Genomic DNA, 26,713 nt, shown 5'->3' on the forward strand with positions numbered 1-26,713 from the left:
CGTTTCACAGCGCTTTCCACGTGTGCAGTGATGATGGTTACGGTATAATCTCGTTTTTTACAACAGACTAAAAAACATCAACTTTGACCATTACGAAACTTGCATGGCGTGATCTGGTTCCTGACACCGATAGTTATCAGGAAGTATTTGCACAGCCGCACGTCACTGACGACACCGATACCTTACTTAGTGATACTCAGCCACGTTTACAATTTGCGCTGGAGCAGCTTCTTCAGCACTGGACGACGTCTTCGTTCATGCTGGTAAAAGCACCGGAAGAGCTTGAGTACATCAACCTTATTGCACAGGCCGCGCGGCTTCTGCACTCGGATGCCGGAAGTCTCACCGGAGGTCATTATGATATCTCCGGTCACACTATCCGCTATCGTACAGCTGAGACAGCAGAAGACAATTTTGCGACATTAACCCAGGTAGTCTGCGCTGACTGGGTTGAAGCCGAACAACTGTTTGGCTGTCTGCGTCAGTTCAACGGCGAAATTACCCTACAGCCAGGCCTTGTGCATCAGGCCAACGGTGGTGTGCTGGTTATTTCGTTGCGCACGCTACTGGCCCAACCGCTGCTGTGGATGCGCCTGAAAGCCATTGTCAGCCACGAGCGTTTTGACTGGGTAGCTTTTGATGAGTCTCGCCCGCTGCCCGTCTCCGTTCCACCTATGCCGCTTAAACTCAAAGTGGTATTAGTCGGTGAACGTGAATCACTGGCAGACTTCCAGGACATGGAGCCGGAGCTGGCTGAGCAGGCTATTTATAGCGAGTTTGAAGATAATCTGCAGATAGTGGATGCCGAAACCATGACGCAGTGGTGTCAGTGGGTAACACATACCGCTACGCGCAACAATTTGCCCTACCCGGCCCCTGATGCCTGGCAAGTGCTGATCCGTGAAGCCGTTCGTTATACCGGCGAACAGGATACATTGCCGCTTAACCCGCTGTGGATCACCCGACAGTTCAAAGAAGTGGCCCCGTTATGCGAGGGCGAAACCTGCAACGCTGAGCAGTTCAGCCTGATGCTGACCCAGCGTGAATGGCGGGAAGGTTTCCTCGCCGAACGAATGCAGGATGAGATCCTGCAGGAACAGATCCTGATCGAGACGGAAGGCGAGCGTATTGGCCAAATCAACGCCCTGTCGGTGATTGAATTTCCTGGTCACCCCCGCGCGTTTGGTGAGCCTTCTCGTATCAGCTGTGTGGTTCATATTGGCGACGGCGAATTTACGGATATTGAGCGCAAAGCCGAGCTTGGCGGAAATATTCATGCGAAGGGTATGATGATTATGCAGGCGTTCCTGATGTCGGAACTCCAGCTTGAACAGCAAATCCCCTTCTCTGCCTCGCTGACCTTTGAGCAATCCTACAGCGAAGTGGACGGCGACAGCGCGTCCATGGCAGAACTTTGCGCATTGATTAGCGCCCTCGCCGACGTTCCTGTTAATCAAAGCATCGCCATTACCGGTTCTGTCGATCAGTTTGGTCGGGCACAACCTGTTGGTGGTCTGAACGAGAAAATTGAAGGCTTCTTCGCCATCTGTCAGCAGCGTGAGCTGACAGGCACACAGGGCGTTATCATTCCTTCAGCGAATGTCAGACACCTGAGCCTGCAGCCCGCTCTGCTTCAGGCCGTAGAAGAAGAAAAATTCACTATCTGGGCGGTGGACGACGTGACCGATGCGCTGCCACTGTTATTAAATCTGGTGTGGGATGGTGAAGGCCAGACAACGCTGATGCAAACTATCCAGGAGCGTATTGCTACGGCAACGCAGCAGGAAGGTCGTCACCGTTTTCCCTGGCCGCTACGTTGGCTGAACTGGATTATTCCGAACTGATCGGACTTGTTCAGCGTACACGTGTTAGCTATCCTGCGTGCTTCAATAAAATAAGGCTTACAGAGAACATGGTAGATAAACGCGAATCCTATACAAAAGAAGACCTTCTTGCCTCTGGTCGCGGTGAGCTGTTTGGCGCAAAAGGGCCACAACTGCCTGCACCAAGCATGCTGATGATGGACCGTGTCATCAAGATGACCGAAACCGGCGGCAACTTTGACAAAGGTTATGTTGAAGCTGAACTGGATATCAACCCGGACCTGTGGTTCTTCGGATGCCACTTTATCGGCGATCCGGTGATGCCGGGCTGCCTGGGTCTGGATGCCATGTGGCAGCTGGTTGGATTCTATCTCGGCTGGCTGGGCGGCGAAGGTAAAGGCCGCGCGCTGGGCGTAGGCGAAGTTAAATTCACCGGCCAGGTTCTGCCGACTGCGAAGAAAGTGACTTACCGCATTCACTTCAAACGCATCGTTAATCGTCGCCTGATCATGGGCCTGGCTGATGGTGAAGTGCTGGTTGATGGTCGTCTAATCTATACCGCAAACGATCTGAAAGTGGGTCTGTTCCAGGACACTTCCGCGTTCTAATCCAGGTCAGCGTAGCAGCCAGACATTAACGTTTATTCGTCTTGTCTGGTGGGTAAAAAGGCGAAACCTCCGCTCTGCGGAGGTTTCTTTTATCTAAAGAGACAGAATCAGGCCATTAAAACCCTATCCCCCATGGCTTCTCGCCAGCCTCCCAGCCAGTATGACCTCTGATTCAGCGTCTGATAGGGACACATTTCTTTTGAGCGTCCGGCAATGCCGGCCTGATATCCACGTTGATGTGCCCGTTCCAGGCGATCTCGTTTTTGTCTCTTCATGCCTCGTTTCCCTCATCTTTTGGGTCTGGTGGAAAAGAAAACAGTGATTACTAAGTGTGCAATCACACTAAAACGAATACCCCTAAACATCAGGCTCGTCAATGCGCAAAATTCACGCCAGTGTCATATTTGTGAGCTACCCGCAAAATCATTTGTACAAAAATAGTCTGTCAGAACAGCTATCTCCACGGCTAAAAAAATAAAAAAAACCGCCCCGGGCAATGAACCAGGGGCGGCATAATTTACAATTATTTAAGCTTAAGGGATGCGTTTCAGCTCTTGAGCCATTGCCGTCGCTTCCTGGCTCCAGGCGTTGGCCAGAACCTTCACCATCTCATCGTAGCCGTCTTTAGTCTGTACAGCTTCAATGTGGAATGGACGCTTGATCAACTGCCCCTGGTGATTCAGCAGCCATTCACCGCTCACGATGACCTTACCATCGTACCGACCGTGGAAGCCGGTCACGGTAACGTTCAACGTGTCCTGAGTGCTTCCCAGCGGCTGCGAAGCGACAACCCAGCCAGGCAACTGCATACTGAGGTTCGTAACCAGGGTATTGCGCAATTGCTGATCTAATGGGCTGGCCCAGAGATTATTATTCGCTATCACATATTGCACATCGCTGGTCTGGTAAACCACCCCATTACCCGCCAGATAGTCCGGGACCGCAATCTGTTCAACCCACAGCAGACGGTTACCCTGGTTAGCTGAGCTCTGTACGCCCCCTTGCGCGATAGGAAGCTGGTAATAGCTTTTATTTTCTCCGCTGGAGCTGCATGACGTCAGCCAGACCGCCATCATCGCCACTAGCCACTTTTTCATTGTTTCGCCCTCTTCGGCTCTGGATCTTTTTTGTCCTTCGCTTCAAATACCAGCGCATTGCTCTTATCGTTCAACGTTTTCAGTACTGGTTGCAGTTCTCGCAGCACCTGATCAAGACGCTGCATATCCGCCACCATCTTGTTGTAGGCGGCGGAACCCGGCTGGAAGCCCTGCATACTACGGTTCAGTTCACGCAGCGTGTTCTGCATATCCGCCGGAAGATCCTGCATCGACTGACTGGACGTGATCTTATTCATGTTGTCCAGCGTGGTTTGCAGATGCTTCATCGTACGCTGGCTTTCCGACAACGTATTGGTCGCCTGCTCAATCATCGGGTTCAACGGCAGATTGTTAATCTTATCCAGCGCTTCCATCAGTCGCTGCTGGATCTGCGCCAGACCACCGCTCACGGTCGGAATAATTTGATAACCGTTAAATTCGCGCACACCGGTAATCGGCGGTTCTTTCGGGTAGAAGTCGAGATCGACATACAGAGCGCCAGTCACCAGGTTCCCGGTTTTCAGCGATGCCCGTAATCCGCGTTTAAGCAATTCTGCCAGATGAGCGCCAACATCAGTATCTTCTCCCAGCTGTGCCTTCAGACGTTCTGGTTCGATACGTACCAGCACCGGAATGCGGTAATCATTGTTGAAGACCTGACGCATATTCGGTGAGAAGAAAGGTACTTTGCTTACCGTACCCAAACGGATGCCACGGAATTCCAGTGGCGCGCCAGGCTGCAGGCCACGAATTGAATCTTTAAAGAACATCAGGTAATCAATATGATCGGTATACAGTGAATCCTGAATACTTTTTTGGTCGTCATAGAGATTAAACGCAGACTGTTGTGCGACCGGTTCGCCTTGTTCCAGCCCTTCTGGCACATCAAAACTTACGCCACCGCCAAACAGCGTGGAGAGAGATCCCATTTCCACGCGCATACCTGCCGAAGTAAGATCCACGGCGATCCCGCTGTCTTTCCAGAAACGCACATTGCTGGTCACCAGACGATCGTTAGGCGCATTGATAAATAGCTGATAGCTAATCGTACGCTTTTGCGCATCAAATGTGCTGGTTTCAACCGAACCTACACGATAACCACGGAACAGAACCGGGTCGCCCGGGCTCAACTGACCGGCTTTTTTGCTGTCCAGAATCACACGAATCCCTTTCGCATCTGGCGGCGCCAGCGGCGGTGAATCCAGCAGTTGGTAATTTTCCAGCTTGCTGCCTTTATTGCCAGGCTGCAGTTCAATATAAGCCCCGGACAATAGCGTGCCGAGCCCACTGATACCTTCACGTCCAACCTGCGGCTTCACCACCCAAAAGACAGAATCTTTATGCAGCAGCTTTTCCATTCCGGAGTTAAGACGAGCTTTAATTTCCACATGGGTCAAATCATCAGTCAGGGTTGCGCTCTCGACGATGCCGACATCCACGCTGCGGCTCTTAATCGTCGTTTTGCCCCCTTCAATACCTTCGGCATTGGTGGTAATCAGCGTGACTTGTGGCCCCTGATGACTGTAGTGATAAAACAGGACCCACGCGCCAATGAGGGCAGTGACTATAGGGAATATCCACACGGGCGACCAGTTTTTTACCTTTTGCACTTTGGCTTCCCCACTTTTAGATTCCATGCTGTCAGGACTCCTCATGATCTGGTTCACGGTCCCACGACAGACGGGGATCAAATGTCATCGCAGAAAACATTGTCATAATGACGACTAAAGCAAACATCAAAGCACCCATTGCAGGATAAATGTTCATTAACCCTCCCATGCGCACCAGCGCAGAGAGTACGGCAATTACAAAAACGTCGATCATTGACCAGCGACCGACAAATTCTACAACCTCGTAAATTAAATGCATTCGTTCACTGTCGCGTTTGCCGTGCCCTTTGGCATCCCAACACAGCCAGGCAATGGCGATCATTTTCAACGTCGGCACCATAATACTGGCGATAAAGATAACCGCAGCCACCGGGTAAGAGCCTTCGCTCCAGATTAAAACCACGCCCTCGAGTATCGTTGAAGGCAGCTTTGACCCGAGCAGATCGGTGATCATGATCGGCAGAATATTGGCAGGAAGATAAAGCATGATCGACGTAAACAGTAATGCCAATGTCCATTGCAGACTGTTTTTACGCCGCACATAACCTTTCGTCTGACAGCGTGGGCATACCAGCTCGTCTGCCGGAAGAATAGCGGTGCAGCAGGAACAGGAACGCAATCCTTGTCGGATGCCGGGCACACCAGGCTTTAATTCCTGCTTAATGGCTGGCATAGGGGCAATATCATCCCACAGCCAACGGCGATCCACACACTGAAAAGCCCGCAACTGGAGCATACAAAACATGCACCACGGGATGAAGCTGCTGCCCACGCCGATATCGCCGTAGGCCATCAGCTTAACAAAGCTCACCAGCACGCCCGCGAGGAAAATTTCTGCCATTCCCCAGCTTTTTAACTGAAACAAAATACGCGCCAGCCATGTTTTAAGCCGCTCAGGCATATGAACCCGATTCACCAACAGCAAAATGGTCAACAAGCAAAAAGCGGGAACCAACTGAACGAATAAGATAAAGAAGGTACCGAGGCTGGCGTAATCTTCCGAAAAGAAAACGCTGGGAATTTGCAGCAGCGTCACTTCGCTGCTCACCCCCGCAACATTCATATTCACAAAGGGAAAGAGGTTTGACAAAAGCAGCATAAATAATGCTGCTAACACATAGGCGGTAGGACGCTGCCGTGGCGCGTCCCACTCAACCGTTAACGTAGTGCCACATCGTGGACATGCCGCTTTCTGACCATGCTCAAGGCGAGGTAACGCCACCAGCATGTCACACTGCGAGCACAGAATATGCTTCGCGGCATGGTGATGTTCGCACATATGTGCTCCTTTAAATTATGCGCCGTTCTTCAAAGACTCAAGATACTCCCAGCGCTCAAAGGCTTGCTCAAGTTCTTGTTCAGCTTCGTTCAGATTAGCTAATACCTGTTGCGTTTGCTCATGCGGCTGACTGAAAAAAGCGGCGTCAGCAACCTGAGCTTGTAATGCTTCCAGTTTAGCTTCCAGTTCTTCAAGCAGCGCGGGGAGCAGCTCCAGTTCGCGCTGCAGTTTATAGCTTAGTTTGCTCGTGCTGCGTTTGACAATTTCTGCTTTTGGAGCAACGGTTTCCTCTGTTTTTTTCGCAACTGGCTGTTTAAACGCCACATACTGCGATTGCTGGCTGCGGGCATCATGATAACCGCCGACATAACGACCAATTTTACCGCCGCCTTCGAAGATCCAGCATTCGGTGACGGTATTATCCACAAACTGACGGTCGTGGCTCACCAACAGCACGGTGCCCTGGTAGCTATCAATCAGCTCTTCAAGCAGTTCCAGCGTTTCGACGTCCAGATCGTTCGTTGGTTCATCGAGAATCAAAAGATTACTGGGTTTGAGAAAAAGACGCGCCAGCAGTAGGCGATTACGTTCCCCACCAGAGAGCGCACGTACTGGCGTCATCGCCCGTTTCGGATGGAACAGGAAATCCTGGAGGTAGCCCAGCACATGGCGAGGTTTACCGTTAACCAGCACCTCTTGCTTACCCTCAGCAAGGTTGTCCATCACGGTTTTATCCGGATCCAGTTCGGCGCGGTGCTGATCGAAATACGCCACTTCCAGCTTCGTGCCGACGTGAATGCGTCCGCTGTCAGCCTGAAGCTGACCTAACATCAGCTTCAGCAGCGTTGTTTTACCGCAGCCGTTAGGTCCAATTAGCGCAATCTTGTCGCTACGTTGCACCTGCGCGGAGAAATCTTTTACCAGTTGCTTTCCATCAACCTGGTAATCAACATTCTCCATTTCGAAGACAATCTTGCCAGAACGGCTCGCCTCTTCGACCTGCATCTTCGCCGTGCCCATCACTTCGCGACGTTCGCCACGCTCGCGACGCATGGCTTTCAGCGCCCGCACGCGGCCTTCATTACGGGTACGACGCGCTTTGATGCCCTGACGGATCCACACTTCTTCCTGCGCCAGCTTGCGATCAAATTCCGCATTTTGGAGATCTTCCACCCGCAGCGCTTCTTCTTTATCCAGCAGATACTGATCGTAGTTCCCCGGATAGGTCACCAGCTTGCCGCGGTCGAGATCGACAATACGCGTCGCCATATTGCGAATAAATGAACGGTCGTGGGAAATGAAAATAATTGTCCCATTGAAGGATTTCAGGAACCCTTCCAGCCAGTCGATAGTTTCAATATCCAGGTGGTTAGTTGGTTCATCCAGCAGCAGTACGCGCGGGTTGCTCACTAACGCGCGGCCCAGCGCCGCCTTACGCAGCCAGCCGCCCGAAAGCGAAGAAAGCGCGGCGTTAGGATCCAGTCCCAGTTGCGCCAGCACTTCATTAATGCGGCTTTCGAGCTGCCACAGATTATGGTGATCGAGCATTTCCTGAACCCGCGCCATTTCATTCAGGTTTCTGTCGCTGGGATCGGTCATCACCAGGCGCGAAATATCGTGATAACGCTTCAGATATTCAGCCTGTTCCTCAATACCTTCGGCAACGAAGTCATAGACGCTGCCCTCAACATTACGCGGCGGATCCTGCTGCAGACGCGCCACAACCAGGTCCTGCTCATAAATAATACGCCCGTCGTCAAGACCCTGTTCACGGTTGAGGATCTTCATCAGCGTCGACTTACCTGCGCCATTACGGCCAACCAGACAGACGCGTTCGTTATCTTCGATATGCAGTTCTGCATTATCAAGAAGCGGCGCATCGCTGAACGACAGCCATGCACCATGCATACTGATCAATGACATTTATTTATCCTTTCAGGCTGCGGTAATCAGCCAGCAATTGTGGATCTGACGGTTACGGGCAAAGTCCTGGGAAAGCGTTTTTTGGGTGATTTCTTGTGCTTTTAATCCCAGTTCAGCCAGACCGTCGAGATCCATACGGAATCCACGCTTGTTGTTGGAGAACATGATCGTGCCGTCTTTACGCAGCAGACGTTTCAGATCTTTCATCAGCGCCAGATGATCGCGCTGTACATCAAACGAGTCTTCCATACGTTTTGAGTTAGAGAACGTCGGCGGATCGATGAAAATCAGATCAAACTGTTCATTGGCATCGCGCAGCCAGCCCAGGCAATCGGCTTGAATTAAACGGTGAGCGCGACCACTCAGGCCGTTCAGGCGCAGGTTACGCTCAGCCCACTCCAGGTAGGTACGCGACATATCAACCGTCGTGGTGCTACGCGCACCGCCCAGTCCGGCATGAACGCTGGCACTGCCGGTGTAGGAGAACAGGTTAAGGAAATCCTTACCTTTACTCATCTGGCCCAGCATGCGGCGCGCAATACGGTGATCGAGGAACAAACCGGTATCAAGATAGTCTGTCAGGTTGACCCACAGGCGCGCGTTGTACTCGCTTACCTCAATGAATTCACCCTTCTCATTCATCTTCTGATACTGGTTCTTCCCTTTCTGCCGCTCACGGGTTTTCAGCACCAGTTTATTTGGCGCGATTTCCAGGACCGACAACGTTGCGGCAATGATGTCGAACAGACGTTGACGTGCTTTTTGTGCATCGACCGTCTTCGGCGGAGCGTATTCCTGAACCACGACCCACTCACCGTAACGGTCCACTGCAACGTTGTATTCCGGCAGGTCAGCATCATACAGGCGATAGCATTCAATTCCTTCCTGACGCGCCCATTTTTCCAGCTTCTTGATATTCTTGCGCAGGCGGTTGGCATAATCTTCCGCGACCGTGGCTGGCTTGCTGTCCGCAGTGGTCTCTGCAACGTGATAGTTTTTCTGTACGCAATCCAGCGGACCGTTTTTCGCTTTGAACTGCTTATCAGCACGCAATTGCAGGCTGCTGAGCAAATCCGGAGAGGCACTGAACAGCGACAAGTTCCAGCCGCCAAACTGGTTTTTCATCGTACGGCCCAGCAAGCTATGCAGGGCAATCAGCGCCGGTTCGCTATCCAGACGTTCGCCGTAGGGCGGGTTACTGATCACCGTACCATACGGTCCCTTCGGCAGTGGATTACTCAGTTTGGCGACATCTTTCACGTCAAATGTCATCAGATCGGCAATACCTGCGCGACGGGCGTTACTACGCGCTTTTTCAATCACGCGCGCATCGCTGTCGGAGCCATAGAAGTGCGAAGTATAGTCAGCAAGCCCCTTACGCGCACGCACCTGAGCTTCGGCTTTAACCTCTTGCCAGACGGCTTCATCGTGCTGTGCCCAACCGCTAAAGCCCCAGTACCCGCGGTGCAGGCCCGGCGCACGATCGGTTGCCCACATCGCCGCTTCAATCAGCAGCGTGCCGGAGCCGCACATCGGATCGAGTAACGGTGTGCCCGGCTGCCAGCCAGAACGCATAACAATAGCGGCGGCCAGCGTCTCTTTAATCGGCGCCTGACCCGCGCGATCGCGATAACCGCGCTGATGCAAACCGTCACCGCTCAGATCGAGCGCAATGCTGGCGGTATCTTTATTCAACCAGACGTTGATTCGCAGATCCGGAGATTCACGATCCACATTCGGACGCGGCAGATTTTTGCGGGTAAAGGCATCGACAATCGCATCCTTGACCTTCAACGCGCCGTACTGGCTGTTACGAATGGTCTCGTTCAGGCCGCTAAAATGGACGGCAAACGTAGCACCAGGATTAAATATCTCTGTCCAGTCGATTGCCTGAACGCCGAGGTACAGATCAAGATCGCTGTAGACCTTGCACTCTCCCATCGGCAGGATAATGCGCGAGGCCAGGCGGCTCCACATCAGGCTCTGGTAAACAAGCCGCGTGTCGCCCTTAAAATGGACCCCACCCTGAACGACCTGACACTCCAGCGCGCCGAGGTTTTCCAGTTCAGTTTTTAACAGCTCTTCCAGCCCACGGGCCGTACTGGCAAACAGAGAATTCATAATGTCACTTTTACTCCTAGAAAATTGCTGCGCATTATAGCTAATATGGGCTGTATGTCATAAAGTTGAAGGCTTATTTTCGTTCAAGGGGCTGTGCAGTGGTAACGTTGACCCGACTTTTTATTCATCCGGTTAAATCAATGCGTGGAATTGGACTCACGCACGCCCTGGCAGACGTGAGCGGTCTCGCCCTGGATCGTATATTTATGATTACCGAACTCGACGGGACGTTCATTACCGCCCGACAGTTCCCGCAAATGGTCCGCTTTACCCCTTCCCCTTTCCACGATGGACTTCATCTTACAGCTCCAGACGGCAGCAGCGCGCTCGTACGATTCGCAGACTTCGCCACCCAGGATGCGCCGACAGAAGTGTGGGGAAACCATTTTACCGCGCGTATTGCGCCAGCGGCTATCAACCTGTGGCTGAGCGGCTTTTTCTCCCGTGACGTGCAGTTGCGCTGGGTGGGTCCGCAACTGACACGCCGGGTGAAGCGCCACGCTGATGTTCCTTTGTCCTTCGCCGATGGTTATCCCTACTTGCTGGCCAACGAAGCATCTCTGCGCGATGTGCAACAGCGCTGTCCGGCAAGCGTCAAAATGGAACAGTTTCGCCCCAATCTGGTGGTTGCGGGGGCTGATGCCTGGGCAGAAGACACCTGGAAAGTGATTCGCATTGGCGACGTCATTTTTGATGTGGCAAAACCCTGTAGCCGCTGCATTTTCACTACCGTTAGTCCAGAAAAAGGCCAGAAACATCCGTCTGGCGAGCCGCTCGCCACGCTGCAAACCTTCCGGACAGCGGTGGATAACGGCGACGTTGATTTCGGCCAGAATCTTATCGCACGCAACAGTGGCGTTATTCGCGTCGGCGATGAGGTAGAGATTTTGGCAACCGGTCCCGCCAGAGCTTACGGTGCGGCGGAGCCAGACGATACCGCACAGGAACAACAACCCGATGCCACGGTACTTATTGACTGGCAGGGCCAGACCTTTCGCGGAAATAATCAGCAGGTATTGATTGAACAGCTGGAAAACCAGGGTATCAGGGTGCCCTATTCATGCCGGGCAGGAATTTGCGGATGCTGTCGAATTCGACTGTTGGAAGGCGAAGTTAGTCCGCTGAAAAAATCAGCGATTGGGGATGACGGGACGATTCTGTGCTGCAGTTGTGTTCCCAAAACGACAATCAGGCTGGAGAGTTAAACCGCCTGTTCAAGGCTGAAACTGTCGGCAATAACCTGCGGTTTCAGTCTGTCATTCATTATTTTAATCGCGTCGCCAAGTTGCATTGTGCGCCCGGCAATAACCACACCAGGTTGCGCAAGCAGACAAAGCGCGGCATTTTCACCCGGTTCAACCACTAACAGGTTTACCTGTTCATCCGTATCGCTTAAATCCACACAAGCAGCATCCCCCACGACTGGCAACCAGTTAATACCGTGTGCGACAAAGTGCCAGCTTTTTGGCATTTGCGGTTTAAGGTAACGAATCGCCACCAGCGCATTAAGCACCAGTTCCGCCTTTTGCTCTTTGCCTAAATCCAGGTAGCGACATTTTTCTTCAAAGGAAAAATAAAGCGCGGCGTCATCAACACAAAAACCCGACGGAGAAAATGCATCCGGAGTGAGCATTTTACGAGCAAAACGCGAACGGAATAACATGCCATTGGCTAAATCGAGCATCATACGATCGTGCTCTTCATCATAATACCAGCGCCAGTTATCGTCGGGTTTAATTCGCATCAGTTTCTCTCCTTTCCTTAATCATCACCATTACGACAGTATCCTTTTGCCGCTTCGTTTATTGCCTTAATAATAAAAGCTCAGAATGTTTAAATAAGCAACAGTAAAGGAATATAAAACAACCAGGGCCAGAAATAAAGCCCTGGATTGTGATTAAGGTAGCATTCAGATATTGGTGACGATTTCTTTAATCAACGGTGGGCCTTTAAAAATAAAGCCCGAATAAATCTGTACCAGGGAAGCACCAGCAGCTATTTTCTCACGCGCGGCGATTACTGAGTCGATACCACCAACCCCAATAATCGGCAGCTGACCTTTTAATTCCTGAGACAACTGGCGAATAATTTCTGTACTTTTTAATTGTAACGGTCGACCGCTCAGGCCGCCCATTTGATCGCAATTTTTCATTCCCTGAACGAGAGAACGATCGAGAGTGGTGTTAGTCGCAATTACGCCATCAATATTATGACGAACTAAACTGTCAGCAACCTGGATCAGTTCTTCCACAGAAAGATCCGGGGCGATCTTAACCGCCACTGGAACATATTTATGGTGGATCGCTTGCAGATCATTTTGCTTATTTTTAATTGCCGTCAGAAGATCATCCAGCGCCTCACCATATTGCAGCGTACGTAATCCCGGCGTATTCGGTGAAGAGATATTAATCGCGATATAACCAGCATAAGCATAGACTTTTTCCATACAAATCAGATAGTCATCTTTGCCGTTCTCTACCGGAGTATCTTTATTCTTACCAATATTAATCCCCAGAATACCGTCAAAATGCGATTTTTTGACGTTCTCAACCAGGTTATCAACCCCCAGGTTATTAAACCCCATGCGGTTGATCAAACCTTCTGCATCGACCAGACGAAACAGACGTGGTTTATCATTACCCGGCTGAGGACGCGGCGTCACGGTACCAATCTCAATGGAACCAAATCCCATCGCGCCGAGCGCATCAATGCACTCCCCGTCTTTATCCAGTCCGGCAGCAAGCCCGAGTGGATTTTTAAACGTCAGCCCCATACAGGTAACCGGTTTTGCGGGTACTTTCTGGCGGACAAGCGCTTCGAGCGGCGTGCCGGTAATGCGACGTAATTGCTGGAATGTCAATTCATGAGCGCGCTCTGGATCGAGCTGGAAAAGGGCTTTACGAACGAAGGGGTAGTACATGAACTCTCCTGGATTCCCGGTGTGCAAACCGGGGGCGTATTATGTGCGATCGCGAGCAAAAAGGGAATTGACCTGCGGCAATAAATAGCAATCGTTTTCCTGCTTCCTCCTTTTTATTCATTTTTCAACTTTTCTATCCCGTATAAATCATTTCGATAAACAAAGTCTCTCTGCCAGACTGCACAAATTGTTATCAATGTTAATCAAAAGCAAACAATTGGTTATAAGGGGAGAATAACATTATGCGCGTCATCACTCTGGCGGGAAGCCCACGCTTTCCCTCTCGCTCCAGCGCGTTGCTGGAATATGCCCGAGAAAAATTGAACGGCCAGGATGTCGAAGTCTTTCACTGGAACCTGCACAACTTTGCCCCGGAAGACCTGATCTATGCCCGTTTTGACAGTCCGGCACTGAAAACATTTATCGAACAACTGCAGGATGCTGACGGGCTGATTGTCGCAACGCCGGTCTACAAAGCCGCTTACTCTGGCGCACTGAAAACGCTGCTCGATCTGCTCCCCGAGCGGGCGCTGGAAGGAAAAGTGGTTTTGCCGCTGGCGACCGGCGGCAGCGTGGCGCATTTACTGGCCGTCGATTACGCGCTGAAACCGGTGCTGAGCGCGTTAAAGGCTCAGGAGATCCTGCACGGCGTGTTTGCCGATGATTCGCAGGTCATCGATTATCAGCATAAACCGCAGTTTACGCCCAACCTGCAGCAGCGCCTGGACAGTGCGCTCGACACTTTCTGGCTGGCGTTGCATCGTCGCGATGTCCAACTCCCGCAACTGAACGCCCTGCGAGGTGCCGCCCATGCTTAATCTGCTCAAGCGTCACACCCCATGGCTGGCATTAACCGGGCTGCTGTCCCTGTCATCCTTGGCGCATGCCGCAGAATCGGCTCCGGATGCCCTGCGCATTGGCTACCAGAAAGGAAGCGTCAGCATGGTGCTGGCAAAAAGTCATCAGCTACTGGAGAAACGTTACCCACAGACCAAAATCTCGTGGATTGAGTTCCCGGCTGGACCGCAAATGTTGGAAGCACTCAATATCGGCAGTATCGATCTCGGCAGTACCGGTGACATTCCGCCAATTTTCGCCCAGGCCGCCGGAGCCGATCTGGTTTATGTGGGCGTCGAACCACCCAAACCGAAAGCCGAAGTGATTCTGGTGCCGAAAAATAGCCCGATCCAGAGCGTTGCGCAGCTCAAAGGGCATAAAGTCGCCTTCCAGAAAGGTTCCAGCGCCCACAATTTACTGCTCCGGGCGCTGCAACAAGCAGGGTTGAAATTTACCGATATTCAACCGACTTATCTGACCCCCGCCGATGCGCGAGCGGCCTTCCAGCAAGGAAACGTCGATGCGTGGGCTATCTGGGATCCCTACTATTCGGCCGCATTACTGCAAGGTGATGTGCGCGTGCTGAAAGACGGCTCAGACCTCAAGCAGACCGGTTCGTTTTATCTCGCTGCACGTCCTTATGCCGAAAAAAATAGCGCTTTTGTTCTTGGCGTACTGGATACCTTTAGCCAGGCGGATGCGTTAACTCTCAGCCAACGCCAGCAAAGCATTACTCTGCTGGCTAAAACCATGGGCCTGCCCGAGCCGGTAATTGCGTCTTATCTGGATCACCGTCCGCCAACCACCATTACGCCCGTCAGCGCCTCGGTTGCCGCCCTACAACAACAAACCGCCGATCTGTTTTATGACAACCGTCTGGTGCCGAAAAAAATCGATATTCGCCAGCGTATCTGGCAACCCACTCAGCAGGCAGGAGAAAAATTATGAGTCTGAACATGTTCTGGTTTTTACCCACCCACGGTGACGGTCATTATCTGGGGACGGAAGAAGGTTCGCGCCCGGTCGATCACGGTTATTTGCAACAAATTGCGCAAACAGCCGATCGCCTGGGATTTACTGGCGTTCTGATCCCAACCGGTCGCTCCTGTGAAGATGCCTGGCTGGTCGCCGCGTCGATGATCCCGGTCACCCAGCGATTAAAGTTTCTGGTCGCGCTACGTCCAAGCGTAACCTCGCCGACGGTCGCCGCCCGCCAGGCCGCGACGCTCGACAGACTCTCTAACGGCCGGGCGTTGTTCAACCTGGTAACCGGCAGCGATCCACAAGAGCTAGCGGGTGACGGCGTGTTCCTTGATCACACCGAGCGCTATGAAGCCTCTGCTGAATTCACTCAGGTCTGGCGGCGTTTGCTGCAAGGTGAAACCGTGGATTTCAACGGCAAACACATTCATGTCCGCGGCGCGAAACTGTTTTTCCCTCCTGTACAACAACCCCGGCCACCGCTTTATTTCGGCGGTTCGTCTGATGTCGCCCAAGATCTTGCTGCCGAGCAGGTTGATCTCTATCTGACCTGGGGCGAGCCGCCTGAACAGGTGAAAGAGAAGATTGAACAGGTGCGGGCCAAAGCGGCGGCGCTCGGGCGCAAGATCCGCTTTGGTATTCGTCTGCATGTGATCGTCCGGGAGACAACGCAAGAGGCGTGGCAGGCAGCGGATCGTCTGATAGCCCATCTGGATGACGACACCATTGCCAAAGCCCAGGCCGCCTTCTCAAGAACGGATTCGGTTGGTCAGCAGCGAATGGCTGCACTGCACAACGGTAAACGCGACAAACTGGAAATCAGCCCGAACCTGTGGGCAGGAGTAGGACTGGTGCGCGGTGGCGCGGGTACCGCGCTGGTCGGAGATGGTCCGACGGTCGCGGCGCGTATCAACGAGTATGCCGCACTGGGAATCGACAGTTTTGTGTTGTCCGGGTATCCACATCTGGAAGAGGCATACAAGGTTGGCGAGCTGCTGTTCCCACATCTGGATGTCGCTATACCAGAAATTCCGCAGCCGCAGCGCCAGCATCAACAAGGCGAAGCGGTGGCAAACGAATTTATCCCACGCAAAATCGCGCAAAGCTAAGGAGCCTGCTGATGGCAACGCCGAAAAACAGGTGGTTACTGCGCCTCGCACCCTGGTTTTTACCGGTTGGGTTGGTCGCGCTCTGGCAGCTCGCATCATCAATGGGCTGGTTGTCCACCCGCATCCTGCCCTCTCCGGAGGGCGTTGTCGAAGCCTTCTGGACGCTTTCCGCCAGCGGCGAGCTTTGGCAGCATCTGGCGATCAGCTCCTGGCGCGCGCTGGTAGGCTTCTCCATCGGCGGATCGATTGGCCTGACGCTGGGACTGATTAGCGGTCTTTCGCGGTGGGGAGAACGCCTGCTGGATACTTCGGTGCAGATGCTGCGTAACGTGCCGCATCTGGCGCTGATCCCACTGGTGATTTTGTGGTTCGGCATTGATGAATCCGCCAAGATCTTTCTCGTCGCGCTGGGCACGCTTTTTCCGATTTACATCAACACCTGGCATGGGATCCGCAATATCGATCGCGGTCTGGTAGAGATGGCTCGCAGCTATGGGCTGTCTGGTTTTTCACTATTTATTCATGTGATCCTCCCCGGCGCCCTGCCCTCGATTATGGTTGGCGTGCGTTTTGCTCTCGGGCTGATGTGGTTGACGCTTATTGTCGCGGAAACCATTTCAGCCAATGCCGGCATTGGTTACCTGGCAATGAACGCCCGCGAATTTCTGCAAACCGATGTGGTCGTGGTGGCCATTATTCTCTACGCCCTGCTCGGCAAACTTGCCGACGTCAGCGCCCAATGGCTGGAGCGGATCTGGCTGCGCTGGAACCCGGCTTACCATGTGAAGGAGGCTACCGTATGAATACCGCTCGCCTGAACCAAGGCACGCCGCTTTTACTGAGTGCCGTGACGAAACAATACGCCGCCAATACGGTGCTCAATCAGTTAGATTTGCACATTCAGGCCGGACAGTTTGTTGCCGTGGTTGGCCGCAGCGGAGGAGGTAAAAGCACGTTGCTGCGTCTGCTGGCTGGGCTGGAGTCTCCCACCTCAGGTGCATTACTTGCCGGAACCACCCCGCTGGCAGAAATTCAGGAGGATACGCGAATGATGTTTCAGGATGCGCGTCTGCTACCCTGGAAGACTGTTATCGATAATGTGGGTCTGGGTCTGAAAGGTCACTGGCGCGATGCGGCCCGGGACGCGCTGGCCGCAGTTGGGCTGGAGAATCGTGCTCAGGAATGGCCTGCTGCCCTGTCCGGTGGACAAAAACAGCGCGTGGCCCTGGCGCGGGCATTAATTCATCGTCCCGGTCTGCTGCTGCTCGATGAACCCCTCGGTGCGCTGGATGCCTTAACCCGCATTGAAATGCAGGAGCTGATTGTCTCTTTATGGCAAGAGCACGGCTTTACCGTACTGCTGGTCACCCATGACGTCAGTGAAGCGGTGGCAATGGCCGATCGCGTGTTGCTTATTGAAGATGGAAAAATCGGACTGGATTTAACGGTGGATATTGCGCGACCACGCCGGATTGGTTCGGTGCGTCTGGCAGAGCTGGAAGCAGAAGTGTTGAACCGGGTAATGCAGCGTAGCGAAACGGAACAGCTGATCCGCCGGCATGGATAAGCATTCAGAAAAATCAGGCCCAGTAAGCGCAAGCGCCACCGGGCCTTTTGCCGGATAGCGGCGTTACCGCCTAATCCGGCTTACAAAACGACAGGTCAACGTTTCAGGCTAACGCTTTGGTTACCTTCTCGAACAGATCGCCGGAGAGATTCTCCAGACCTTTCAACTGTTCCAGCGCCGCGCGCATCTGCGTCTGACGTTTTGCATCATACCGTTTTAAGCGAATCAGCGGCTCAATCAGACGTGACGCCACCTGCGGGTTACGGCTATTGAGTTCAGTCAGCATGTCGACCAGGAACTGATAGCCGCTGCCATCTTCCGCATGGAATGCCGCCGGGTTGCTGCCCGCAAAGGCGCCAATCAGAGATCGGATTCGGTTCGGGTTACTCATACTGAAGGAACGGTGCTTCAGTAAGCCACGTACCGTTTCCAGCACGTTTCTCGCCGGGCTGGTGGATTGCAGGATAAACCATTTGTCCATCACCAGACCGTCATGATGCCACTTATCGTCATACTCCTGCATTAGCGTGTCGCGGCAAGGCAGTTGCGCCGCGACTGCCGCGGACAGCGCCGCCAGCGCATCGGTCATATTGTTTGCTTCACGGTACTGCTTGCTGACCAGCGTGTCGGCCAGATGGGTTTCGCCAAAGGCCAGGAAACGCAGGCAGGCATTACGTAGCGTACGCTTGCCAATATCGGCATGTTCAACGCGGTACTCATCAAGATGGTTAGCGTTATAGATGGCGAGGAATTCATCCGCCAGTTCGGCCGCCAGCGTGCGAGTTAACGCTTCACGTACTTCCGTTATCGCCACCGGATCGATGATGTCGAACAGTTCAGCAATTTCATTCACCGAAGGCAGCGTCAGAATCTCTGCCGCCAGTGCCGGATCGATTTTCTCATCCAGCAAAATCGCCCGGAATGCATCGGCCACGTGTACCGGCAGCGACAGCGGCTGTCCCTGCTGATGGCGGGCTACGTTGAGCTTAATATAGGTCGCCAGCAAGCTTTGCGCCGCATCCCAACGAGAGAAATCGTTACGCGCATGACGCATCAGGAAAGTCAGCTGCTGATCGCTCCATTTGTATTCCAGTTTTACCGGTGCGGAGAATTCGCACAGCAGTGCCGGAACCGGCTGGAAGTAGACATTATCAAAGACAAACGTCTGCTCAGCCTGGGTGACATTGAGTACGGAATTCACCGGGTGCCCGCCTTTTTGCAGCGGGATCACTTTCCCTTCGTTGTCATACAACTCGAGGGCGAAAGGAATATGCAGCGGCTGTTTTTCGGCCTGATCCGGCGTGGCCGGCGTGCGCTGGCTGATAGTCAGCGTGTACTGCTCAGTGGATGGATTGTAGTCATCACGCACGGTCAGAATCGGCGTACCGGACTGACTGTACCAGCGGCGGAAATGCGATAGATCGACGTTGGACGCATCTTCCATCGCCTGCACGAAATCATCACAGGTTGCAGCGCTGCCGTCATGACGCTCAAAGTACAACTGCATCCCTTTCTGGAAGTTAGCCTCACCGAGCAGGGTGTGGATCATACGAATAACTTCAGCGCCCTTTTCGTACACGGTCAGGGTATAGAAGTTGTTCATTTCAATAACCATATCCGGACGGATAGGATGCGCCATTGGGCTGGCATCTTCGGCAAACTGCAGGCCGCGCATGGTGCGCACATTGCTGATCCGGTTTACCGCGCGTGAGCCGAGATCGGAACTGAACTCCTGATCGCGAAACACGGTTAGCCCCTCTTTCAGGCTCAACTGGAACCAGTCGCGACAGGTCACGCGGTTGCCGGTCCAGTTGTGGAAATATTCGTGACCGATGACGCGCTCAATATCGAGGTAGTCTTTGTCGGTGGCGGTATCGGTACGTGCCAGCACATATTTGGAGTTAAAGATGTTCAGACCTTTATTCTCCATCGCCCCCATGTTGAAGAAATCGACCGCGACAATCATATAAATGTCGAGGTCATATTCGAGGCCAAAGCGCTCTTCATCCCATTTCATGGAGTTTTTCAGCGAGGTCATCGCCCACGGCGCGCGGTCCAGGTTGCCGCGATCGACGTACAGTTCCAGCGCCACTTCACGCCCGGAACGGGTGGTAAAGGTGTCGCGCAGGACGTCGAAATCACCGGCTACCAGCGCAAACAGATAACACGGTTTCGGGAACGGATCCTGCCACTGTACCCAGTGACGACCATTTTCCAGTTCCCCCTGCGCCACGCGGTTACCATTGGAGAGCAGGAACGGATATTGGGTTTTATCGGCGATAATTTTGGTGGTAAAACGCGTCAGGACATCCGGCCTGTCGAGATACCAGGTAATATGGCGGAACCCTTCCGCTTCACACTGGGTGCACAGCGCGTCGCCGGACTTGTACAGTCCTTCCAGCGCGGTATTGGCCGCCGGGCTAATTTCATTCACGATACGCAGCGTAAAACGTTCCGGCAGTTGACTGATGACCAGAGCGCCCTCTTCTTCTTTATACTCTGCCCACGGCTCGTCGTTCACGTGGATCGACACCAGGGTCAGATCTTCGCCATTCAGGCGCAGGGGCGCATCGGACGCTCCATGACGGACAGCCTGGCTCACGGCGGTGACCACGGTTTTTTCAGCATCCAGGTCAAAGGTCAAGTCAATATCAGTAATCTGGTAATCCGGCGCACGATAGTCGTGACGGTATTTGGCTTGTGGCTGTTGTGTCATAAAAAACCTTTAGCATCTTTGGTAGAGTCTCGGCTTCAGTCTATTCCTGTTGCGTAAATCGCGCTACGCAGAATGTTCATCTTTTCAGGCACAAACACCCTTTTTGCTACATTTTTATAACACGCGGCACGAATTGCCCTCGACCAGAAAGACAGCTTATGGTGTGATCGGGGTTCAATAAATCGCTAAACAAGGTATACTCCAGCGGTTTTCTTAGTTGTTTATTGTACTAAACGCTCCCGTGAGAGGATGCTACTGCGCACCTATGACACAATTCGCTTCTCCTGTTCTGCACTCGCTGCTGGATACAGACGCTTATAAGTTGCATATGCAGCAAGCCGTTTTTCACCACTACTATGATGTACAAGTAGCGGCTGAATTTCGTTGCCGTGGCGATGACCTGCTCGGTATTTATGCCGATTCTATTCGTGAGCAGGTGAATGCTATGCAACACCTGCGACTGCAGGAGGACGAGTACCAGTGGCTCTCCGGCCTGCCTTTCTTTAAAGCTGATTACCTCACCTGGTTACGTGATTTCCGCTATAACCCGGAACAGGTTTGCGTCACCAATGATAACGGTAAGCTGAACATCCGCTTAACCGGGCCGTGGCGTGAAGTGATCATGTGGGAAGTCCCGCTGCTAGCGGTTATCAGCGAGATGGTACACCGTTACCGTTCGCCCGAATCAGGCGTCCCGCAGGCACTCAATGAGCTGGAAAGCAAACTAGTAGAATTCTCTGCTTTAACGAAAGATGTCGATATGTCCCGCTTCCATCTGATGGATTTCGGTACGCGTCGTCGTTTTTCACGTGAAGTACAGCAGGCTATTGTTAAACGCCTGCAGCGAGAGCCCTGGTTTGTCGGCACCAGTAACTACGATCTGGCCCGCCGCCTGTCATTAACCCCAATGGGCACGCAGGCGCATGAGTGGTTCCAGGCTCATCAGCAGATCAGCCCTGAGCTTGCCACCAGCCAGCGCGTTGCCCTGGCCGCCTGGTTAAATGAATATCCTGACCAACTCGGCATTGCGCTGACCGATTGCATCACCATGGATGCGTTTTTACGCGACTTTGGCGTCGAGTTTGCAACCCGCTATCAGGGTTTACGCCATGATTCAGGCGACCCGGTGGAATGGGGTGAAAAAGCCATCGCCCATTATGAAAAACTGGGCATTGATCCGCTGAGCAAAACGCTGGTGTTTTCAGATAACCTCGATTTGAAAAAAGCGATTGAGCTCTACCGCCACTTCTCTTCTCGTGTACAGTTGAGTTTTGGTATTGGCACACGTTTAACCTGTGATATTCCCCAGGTTAAGCCGCTCAATATTGTAATCAAGCTGGTGGAATGTAACGGCAAACCTGTGGCGAAGTTATCTGATAGCCCGGGTAAAACCATCTGCCACGATAAAGCGTTCGTGCGCGCGCTACGCAAAGCCTTCGATTTGCCGCATATTAAAAAAGCCAGTTAAACCTTCCAGGGAGCCAGTTTGGCTCCCTTTTCACGCTAATTTCCGAAATCTTTCACTCCAGCTACGAATTCTGCTTGTCTGATTGCAGATGCCAGGTAACATAGGTATCCCCCCATTACGGGTGGACATGTGTTTATATATCCGACTATTAACAGAGAGAATATTATGAGCGTTGTGCCTGTAGCCGACGTACTCCAGGGCCGCGTAGCCGTTGACAGCGAAGTCACCGTGCGCGGATGGGTGCGTACCCGCCGAGATTCAAAAGCTGGCATCTCCTTCCTCGCCGTTTATGACGGTTCCTGCTTTGATCCTGTACAGGCCGTCATCAATAATTCTCTGCCCAATTACAATCAGGACGTACTGCGCCTGACGACGGGTTGTTCAGTTATCGTAACGGGTAAAGTCGTTGCATCTCCTGGACAAGGACAGAGCTTTGAAATTCAGGCCACTGAGGTTGAAGTAGCCGGCTGGGTTGAAGATCCTGATACCTATCCAATGGCGGCTAAGCGTCACAGCATTGAGTATCTGCGTGAAGTGGCGCACATGCGCCCACGTACCAACATGATTGGTGCCGTCGCGCGAGTACGTCATACGCTGGCGCAAGCGCTGCATCGCTTCTTCCACGAGCAGGGTTTCTTTTGGGTATCGACTCCGCTGATCACCGCTTCCGATACGGAAGGTGCCGGTGAAATGTTCCGCGTGTCTACGCTGGATCTGGAAAACCTGCCGCGTAACGATCAGGGAAAAGTCGATTTCGACAAAGACTTCTTTGGTAAAGAAGCTTTCCTGACCGTTTCCGGTCAGCTGAACGGCGAAACCTACGCCTGTGCTCTGTCCAAAATTTATACCTTTGGCCCTACGTTCCGTGCAGAAAACTCTAATACCAGTCGTCACCTGGCAGAGTTCTGGATGCTGGAACCGGAAGTGGCTTTCGCCGACCTGAACGATGTTGCAGGCCTGGCTGAAGCGATGCTGAAGTACGCGTTCAAAGCCGTACTGGCTGAGCGTGCGGATGATATGAAATTCTTCGCCGAACGTGTCGACAAAGACGCGATTTCACGCCTGGAACGTTTCATTGAGGCTGACTTCGCGCAGGTGGATTACACCGACGCGGTAAGCATTCTGGAAAAATGCGGCAAACAGTTCGAAAACCCGGTTTACTGGGGTGTGGATCTCTCTTCTGAGCACGAACGTTACCTTGCTGAAGAGCACTTTAAAGCGCCGGTCGTCGTTAAAAACTACCCGAAAGATATCAAAGCGTTTTATATGCGCCTTAACGAAGACGGTAAAACCGTTGCAGCAATGGACGTACTGGCTCCAGGAATCGGTGAAATCATCGGTGGTTCTCAGCGTGAAGAGCGTCTGGACGTCCTGGATGCCCGTATGCTGGAAATGGGTCTGAACAAAGAAGATTACTGGTGGTATCGCGACCTGCGTCGCTACGGTACCGTTCCGCATTCCGGCTTCGGTTTGGGCTTTGAGCGTTTGATCGCTTACGTTACCGGCGTGCAGAACGTCCGTGACGTTATTCCGTTCCCGCGTACCCCGCGTAACGCCACGTTCTAACCCTGCATTTTTGATACAAAAGCCAGCATTGCTGGCTTTTTTTGTCACCGCTTCACGTTTTGGGATCCCCCTCCCGCGTTTAACACAACCCTTCGCCTTCCCCCTTCCTGTTACGTAATATTTCACTGCAACATATTTGAACAAAAAATAATCAGCATTTTTATTGTGGATTAGTATTTTCTGATTAAATAGTACATTTTCTGACCATTTGCACGGCATTCCAGACGTCCAGAAATAGCCATCTGTAAAGCAGGAACTTTATGGCAGAACAGAGAAAAAAGGAGTTTATCTAAATTAAATATAAGAAAATCATATAAATAGAAATAGAAGCGGTGATTTTTAGCGTACGGACATCTGAAATTTGAAGTTGTTCACAAAGTTGCACAAAAATAACATTTTGTTACACACTTTTTCTTTTTGAAACCAAATCTTTATATTTGTAGCACTTTGACGGTAGCGAAACGATAGTTTGAATGGAAAGATGCCTGTCAGACACATAAAGACACCAAACTCTCATCAATAGTTCCGTAAATTTTTATTGACGGAAATTATTGGCGGCAGTGGCAGGTGTCATATAAAAACCGATGAGGGTAATAAATAATGATGAAGCGCAATATTCTGGCAGTGGTTATCCCTGCTCTGCTGGTAGCCGGGGCAGCTAACGCTGCAGAAATCTATAACAAAGATGGCAACAAAGTAGACCTGTACGGTAAAGCAGTAGGTCTGCACTATTTTTCCAAGCACAACGGTGACAATGCCTACGCACCTAATGGCGATCAGACTTACGCCCGTCTTGGTTTCAAAGGGGAAACTCAGATTAACGACCAACTGACCGGTTACGGCCAGTGGGAATACCAGTTCAGCGGCAATAACTCTGAAGGCGGTGATGATGCTCAGAATGGCAACAAAACCCGTCTGGCGTTTGCCGGTCTGAAATTCGGTGATGCAGGCTCCTTCGATTACGGTCGTAACTACGGCGTCGTTTACGATGCTCTGGGTTACACCGATATGCTGCCAGAATTCGGTGGTGATACTGCTGCTTCCGACCAGTTCTTCTCTCAGCGTAACGGCGGTCTCGCAACTTACCGTAACTCTAACTTCTTCGGTTTGGTTGAAGGCCTGAACTTCGCTGTTCAGTACCTGGGCAAAAACGAGCGTGATGACGTTCGTCGCTCTAACGGTGATGGCGTTGGCGGTTCTGTTAGCTACGAATTCGAAGGTTTTGGTATCGTAGGTGCGTATGGTGCAGCTGATCGTACCGATGCCCAGCAAAACCCACTTCTGCGCGGCCACGGCGACAAAGCTGAGCAGTGGGCGACCGGCTTGAAATACGATGCTAACAACATCTACCTGGCGGCGAACTACAGCGAAACCCGTAACGCAACCCGTATCGCTAACGGTTATGCTAACAAAACTGAAGACGTCCTGTTGGTTGCTCAGTACCAGTTCGACTTCGGCCTGCGTCCGTCCCTCGCCTATACCAAATCTAAAGGTAAGGACATCGAAGGAATCGGCGACGTAGATCTGGTGAACTACTTCGAAGTGGGTGCGACTTACTACTTCAACAAAAACATGTCCACCTATGTTGATTACATCATCAACCAGATCGATTCTGACAACAAACTGGGCGTAGGCTCTGACGACACCGTTGCAGTGGGTATCGTTTACCAGTTCTAATAGCAGACCTCTTTGTTAAATGCCTAAAAAACAGGACTTCGGTCCTGTTTTTTTATCTCTGCTAGCGGATTCTTGCGTCTTAAAAAAACACCTCGGCTTTTCGTCAGTAACGGTTGGCATTTTGTAAATCTACCGTTAACCTGATAGCGGACTTCCCTTCTGTAATCACTATGGAACCTCGTCATGTTTGAGAACATTACTGCCGCTCCTGCCGACCCCATTTTGGGTCTGGCTGATTTGTTTCGTGCCGATGACCGCCCAGGAAAAATAAACCTTGGGATCGGTGTATATAAAGATGAGACAGGCAAAACGCCGGTACTGACCAGCGTTAAAAAAGCCGAGCAATATATACTGGAAAATGAAACCACCAAAAATTACCTTGGCATCGACGGTATTCCAGAGTTTGGTCGCTGCACTCAGGAATTACTGTTTGGTAAAGAAAGTTCGCTTATCAACGACAAACGTGCGCGTACAGCACAGACCCCTGGCGGCACTGGCGCACTGCGTGTGGCCGCTGATTTCCTGGCAAAAAACACCTCAGCTAAACGCGTATGGGTGAGCAATCCAAGCTGGCCAAACCATAAGAGCGTCTTTAACTCTGCCGGTCTGGAAGTTCGTGAATACAACTATTACGATGCCGCGAACCACTCATTAGACTTTGATGCGCTGCTGGCAAGCCTCAGCGAAGCGCAGGCTGGCGACGTGGTGTTATTCCACGGCTGCTGCCATAACCCAACCGGTATCGATCCTACGCTGGAGCAGTGGCAAACGCTGGCTCAGCTTTCTGTCGAAAAAGGTTGGTTGCCGCTGTTTGACTTCGCATACCAGGGCTTTGCCCGCGGTCTGGAAGAAGATGCAGAAGGTCTGCGCGCATTCGCTGCGCTGCACAAAGAGCTGATCGTCGCCAGCTCCTACTCCAAGAACTTTGGTCTGTACAATGAGCGCGTAGGCGCCTGTACGCTGGTTGCAGCCGATGCTGAAACCGTCGACCGCGCGTTTAGCCAGATGAAGTCCGTCATTCGTGCCAACTATTCCAACCCACCAGCACACGGCGCGTCGGTTGTGGCAACCATCCTGAGCAACGATGCCCTGCGCGCTATCTGGGAGCAGGAACTGACTGATATGCGTCAACGCATCCAACGCATGCGTTTGCTGTTTGTGAATACGCTGCAGGAGAAAGGTGCGAACCGAGACTTCAGCTTTATCATCAAACAGAACGGCATGTTCTCATTCAGCGGCCTGACCAAAGAGCAGGTTCTGCGTCTGCGTGAAGAGTTTGGTGTCTATGCCGTCGCTTCCGGACGTGTGAACGTAGCAGGAATGACGCCAGATAACATGGCGCCACTGTGCGAAGCGATTGTCGCAGTACTGTAATCTATCGCGTACTAAAAAGGCCGCAATAGCGGCCTTT

21 protein-coding genes are annotated in these 26,713 nt (G+C 52.3%); 12 read left to right on the plus strand and 9 right to left on the minus strand.

What is annotated here, in order from left to right; all coding sequences use genetic code 11:
* The first annotated feature begins 83 nt into the window (after positions 1–83).
* Positions 84–1,844: a Lon protease family protein gene (locus O6D90_RS14820; protein WP_271143125.1), complete on the plus strand. Its 1,761-nt coding sequence runs from the start codon at positions 84–86 to the stop codon at positions 1,842–1,844.
* Between the two features lie 68 nt (positions 1,845–1,912).
* On the plus strand, positions 1,913–2,431 hold the full coding sequence (fabA, locus tag O6D90_RS14825) for a bifunctional 3-hydroxydecanoyl-ACP dehydratase/trans-2-decenoyl-ACP isomerase (protein ID WP_003035875.1): 519 nt from the start codon (positions 1,913–1,915) through the stop codon (positions 2,429–2,431).
* Between the two features lie 107 nt (positions 2,432–2,538).
* Here the strand turns inward: fabA and rmf are convergent, their stop codons facing one another.
* The 6 genes from rmf to rlmKL form a co-directional block, all read right to left on the minus strand.
* Positions 2,539–2,706: a ribosome modulation factor gene (gene rmf / locus O6D90_RS14830; protein ID WP_003035871.1), complete on the minus strand. Its 168-nt coding sequence runs from the start codon at positions 2,704–2,706 to the stop codon at positions 2,539–2,541.
* A gap of 258 nt (positions 2,707–2,964) precedes the next feature.
* Positions 2,965–3,528, minus strand: coding sequence for a membrane integrity-associated transporter subunit PqiC (pqiC, locus tag O6D90_RS14835; protein ID WP_016152478.1), 564 nt, complete (start codon positions 3,526–3,528; stop codon positions 2,965–2,967).
* Positions 3,525–5,165 (minus strand): intermembrane transport protein PqiB, encoded by a 1,641-nt coding sequence (pqiB, locus tag O6D90_RS14840; RefSeq protein WP_003836843.1) that lies wholly within the window; start codon positions 5,163–5,165, stop codon positions 3,525–3,527. The genes pqiC and pqiB overlap by 4 nt, the downstream gene beginning before the upstream one ends.
* Before the next feature lie 4 nt (positions 5,166–5,169).
* Positions 5,170–6,417 (minus strand): membrane integrity-associated transporter subunit PqiA, encoded by a 1,248-nt coding sequence (gene pqiA, locus O6D90_RS14845; RefSeq protein WP_271143126.1) that lies wholly within the window; start codon positions 6,415–6,417, stop codon positions 5,170–5,172.
* A gap of 15 nt (positions 6,418–6,432) precedes the next feature.
* Positions 6,433–8,340: an ABC transporter ATP-binding protein gene (locus tag O6D90_RS14850; RefSeq protein ID WP_016152476.1), complete on the minus strand. Its 1,908-nt coding sequence runs from the start codon at positions 8,338–8,340 to the stop codon at positions 6,433–6,435.
* Positions 8,341–8,352: 12 nt separating this feature from the next.
* The gene (rlmKL, locus tag O6D90_RS14855) at positions 8,353–10,461 is read right to left on the minus strand and encodes a bifunctional 23S rRNA (guanine(2069)-N(7))-methyltransferase RlmK/23S rRNA (guanine(2445)-N(2))-methyltransferase RlmL (RefSeq protein WP_016152475.1); all 2,109 of its coding nucleotides are present in this window, start codon (positions 10,459–10,461) and stop codon (positions 8,353–8,355) included.
* Between the two features lie 98 nt (positions 10,462–10,559).
* Between rlmKL and O6D90_RS14860 the strand changes: the two genes are divergently transcribed.
* The gene (locus O6D90_RS14860; RefSeq protein ID WP_016156135.1) at positions 10,560–11,666 is read left to right on the plus strand and encodes a YcbX family protein; all 1,107 of its coding nucleotides are present in this window, start codon (positions 10,560–10,562) and stop codon (positions 11,664–11,666) included.
* Here the strand turns inward: O6D90_RS14860 and zapC are convergent.
* Both zapC and pyrD read right to left on the minus strand, forming a co-directional pair.
* Entirely contained in the window at positions 11,663–12,205 is a 543-nt protein-coding gene (zapC, locus tag O6D90_RS14865; RefSeq protein WP_218731474.1) for a cell division protein ZapC, read from the minus strand. The genes O6D90_RS14860 and zapC overlap by 4 nt on opposite strands.
* Before the next feature lie 165 nt (positions 12,206–12,370).
* Positions 12,371–13,381: a quinone-dependent dihydroorotate dehydrogenase gene (pyrD, locus tag O6D90_RS14870; protein ID WP_016152472.1), complete on the minus strand. Its 1,011-nt coding sequence runs from the start codon at positions 13,379–13,381 to the stop codon at positions 12,371–12,373.
* Positions 13,382–13,623: 242 nt separating this feature from the next.
* Here pyrD and ssuE point away from each other — a divergent pair, with 242 nt between their 5' ends.
* Genes ssuE through ssuB form a run of 5 tightly spaced genes read left to right on the plus strand, consistent with a single transcriptional unit; the run spans position 13,624 to position 17,875 of the window.
* Entirely contained in the window at positions 13,624–14,199 is a 576-nt protein-coding gene (ssuE, locus tag O6D90_RS14875; protein ID WP_016156133.1) for an NADPH-dependent FMN reductase, read from the plus strand.
* Complete coding sequence (locus O6D90_RS14880) at positions 14,192–15,166, plus strand: sulfonate ABC transporter substrate-binding protein (RefSeq protein ID WP_016156132.1); 975 nt, start codon at positions 14,192–14,194, stop codon at positions 15,164–15,166. Before ssuE ends, O6D90_RS14880 begins: the two co-directional genes overlap by 8 nt.
* A complete protein-coding gene (ssuD, locus tag O6D90_RS14885; RefSeq protein WP_016156131.1) occupies positions 15,163–16,308 on the plus strand; it encodes an FMNH2-dependent alkanesulfonate monooxygenase in 1,146 nt (381 codons plus the stop codon). The genes O6D90_RS14880 and ssuD overlap by 4 nt, the downstream gene beginning before the upstream one ends.
* A gap of 11 nt (positions 16,309–16,319) precedes the next feature.
* Positions 16,320–17,111, plus strand: coding sequence for an aliphatic sulfonate ABC transporter permease SsuC (ssuC, locus tag O6D90_RS14890; protein WP_016156130.1), 792 nt, complete (start codon positions 16,320–16,322; stop codon positions 17,109–17,111).
* The gene (gene ssuB, locus O6D90_RS14895) at positions 17,108–17,875 is read left to right on the plus strand and encodes an aliphatic sulfonates ABC transporter ATP-binding protein (protein ID WP_016156129.1); all 768 of its coding nucleotides are present in this window, start codon (positions 17,108–17,110) and stop codon (positions 17,873–17,875) included. The genes ssuC and ssuB overlap by 4 nt, the downstream gene beginning before the upstream one ends.
* A 103-nt stretch (positions 17,876–17,978) precedes the next feature.
* On the opposite strand, the gene pepN is transcribed toward ssuB, so the two are convergent.
* The gene (gene pepN, locus O6D90_RS14900) at positions 17,979–20,591 is read right to left on the minus strand and encodes an aminopeptidase N (protein WP_016156128.1); all 2,613 of its coding nucleotides are present in this window, start codon (positions 20,589–20,591) and stop codon (positions 17,979–17,981) included.
* A gap of 265 nt (positions 20,592–20,856) precedes the next feature.
* Here pepN and pncB point away from each other — a divergent pair, with 265 nt between their 5' ends.
* The 4 genes from pncB (at position 20,857) to aspC (ending at position 26,676) form a co-directional block, all read left to right on the plus strand.
* Positions 20,857–22,059, plus strand: coding sequence for a nicotinate phosphoribosyltransferase (gene pncB / locus O6D90_RS14905; protein ID WP_016156127.1), 1,203 nt, complete (start codon positions 20,857–20,859; stop codon positions 22,057–22,059).
* A 165-nt stretch (positions 22,060–22,224) separates the two neighbouring features.
* A complete protein-coding gene (gene asnS / locus O6D90_RS14910) occupies positions 22,225–23,625 on the plus strand; it encodes an asparagine--tRNA ligase (protein WP_016152464.1) in 1,401 nt (466 codons plus the stop codon).
* Between the two features lie 600 nt (positions 23,626–24,225).
* Complete coding sequence (gene ompF / locus O6D90_RS14915) at positions 24,226–25,302, plus strand: porin OmpF (protein WP_016156126.1); 1,077 nt, start codon at positions 24,226–24,228, stop codon at positions 25,300–25,302.
* 183 nt (positions 25,303–25,485) lie between these two features.
* Positions 25,486–26,676, plus strand: coding sequence for an aspartate transaminase (aspC, locus tag O6D90_RS14920; protein WP_016152462.1), 1,191 nt, complete (start codon positions 25,486–25,488; stop codon positions 26,674–26,676).
* Positions 26,677–26,713 lie beyond the last annotated feature (37 nt).

It is taken from the genome of Citrobacter sp. 21OH12SH02A-Citro, assembly GCF_027919895.1.
GTDB lineage: Bacteria > Pseudomonadota > Gammaproteobacteria > Enterobacterales > Enterobacteriaceae > Citrobacter > Citrobacter braakii.